The organism is Bradyrhizobium sp. 139 (assembly GCF_023074175.1).
In the GTDB taxonomy this organism is placed as follows: Bacteria; Pseudomonadota; Alphaproteobacteria; order Rhizobiales; family Xanthobacteraceae; genus Bradyrhizobium.
Window position 1 is genome coordinate 1 of record NZ_JADPKS010000124.1, and the last position, 1,617, is coordinate 1,617.

A 1,617-nucleotide genomic window follows, 5' to 3' on the forward strand; every position below is an offset into this window, starting at 1 on the left:
AAAGTTGTTGTGCAGCAACGACTTTTCTCTGATCCAAGGAGCGCCCCGATGCCGACAGAGTGTAGCGCAGAACGATTTGATTTTGGAGTGGTGAAAGGTCGGGCTGTGGAAGCGGCCTTTGATGGCGGGCTGGTGACATCGGATGCCGGAGCGCTGCTTCTGGGTGCGACGGATCGGGCGATCGATCTGGTGGATCGCTTTGCGGATTGCTTTCGCGATCATCGCCGGCAGGACTTGATCGAGCATGCGGTCGGGACGCTGATCGGGCAGCGGGTCTTTGGCATCGCGCTCGGCTATGAAGATCTCAACGACCATGACGAACTGCGGCACGATCCGCTGATGGCGGTGCTGGCAGGCAAGCTCACGACCCGGCGCGGGGACTGCGCGCCGGTGGCCGGCAAGTCGACGCTGAACCGGCTGGAACTGAGCCGCGGCGAACCTTCGCGCTATCACAGGATCGCGTACGACGCGGCGGCGATCGAGGCGTTGCCGGTGACGCTGTTCCTGGAGGCGCACGAGCGGCCGCCGGAGCAGATCATCCTCGACCTGGACGCCACCGACGACCCGCTGCACGGGCATCAGGAGGGACGCTTCTTCCACGGCTATTACGACTGCTACTGCTATCTGCCGCTGTACGTGTTCTGCGGCCGGCACCTGTTGGCGGCCAAGCTGCGCCGCTCCGACATTGACGCCAGTACGGGCAGCATCGAGGAGATGGCGCGGATTGTCCGGCAAATCCGTGCCCGCTGGCCGTTTGCGCGCATCCTGCTGCGAGCCGACAGCGGCTTTGCGCGCGAGGCCCTGATGGCGTGGTGCGAGCAGAACCGCGTGGATTACCTGTTCGGGCTCGCCCGCAACGCCCGCCTCGTCGCCATGATCGAAGAGGAGCTTGCCGCGGCGAAAGCCGCGGCCGAGCAGACCGGCCGCCCGGCACGCCGCTTCAAGGATTTCCAGTGGAATACGCTCGATAGCTGGAGCCGGGAGCGCCGCGTCGTCGCCAAGGCGGAGTGGACGCAAGGCGAGGCCAATCCGCGCTTCGTCTCACCTCGCTCAAGCGCGGCGAGGCGGGCGCACGTCAGCTCTATGAGGACATTTACTGCGCCCGCGGCGACATGGAGAACCGGATCAAGGAATGCCAGCTCGATCTCTACGCCGACCGCACCTCGGCTCAGACCATGCGGGCCAACCAGCTACGCCTGTGGTTCGCCGCGATGGCCTATGTGCTGATCTGTGCGATGCGGCGCATCGCTCTCGCCGACACCGCATTTGCCAACGCCACCTGCGGCACCATCCGCCTCAAGTTCCTCAAGATCGGTGCGTTGGTGCGCATCTCCGTGCGCCGCATCAAGATCGCCATGGCCTCGGCCTGCCCAGCCGCCGAACACTGGGGCCGCGCCGCGCGCCGCCTGGCTAATGCCGCAAAAGCCCGCGCCGCGCCCGTCTGACACGCGAAGCTGCGACGCGCCAAAACCGCCGCATCACCACCTGGCCCACTGGAGAGACAACAACCAAACAATGGCCATCCGCGCCTTCCGGCGCCACCATCCTTCATGCCCATCACTGATCCACCAAACCGGCGTTGCCAAATCAGTCAGCGCCGTGAGAAATGCGGGCTAG

The 1,617-nt window shown here is 65.2% G+C and carries 1 pseudogene; it reads left to right on the forward strand.

Annotated features, from left to right (window positions below):
- Positions 1 to 48 precede the first annotated feature (48 nt).
- Positions 49 to 1,445 (forward strand): annotated as a pseudogene (locus IVA80_RS28420) (IS1380 family transposase).
- Positions 1,446 to 1,617 lie beyond the last annotated feature (172 nt).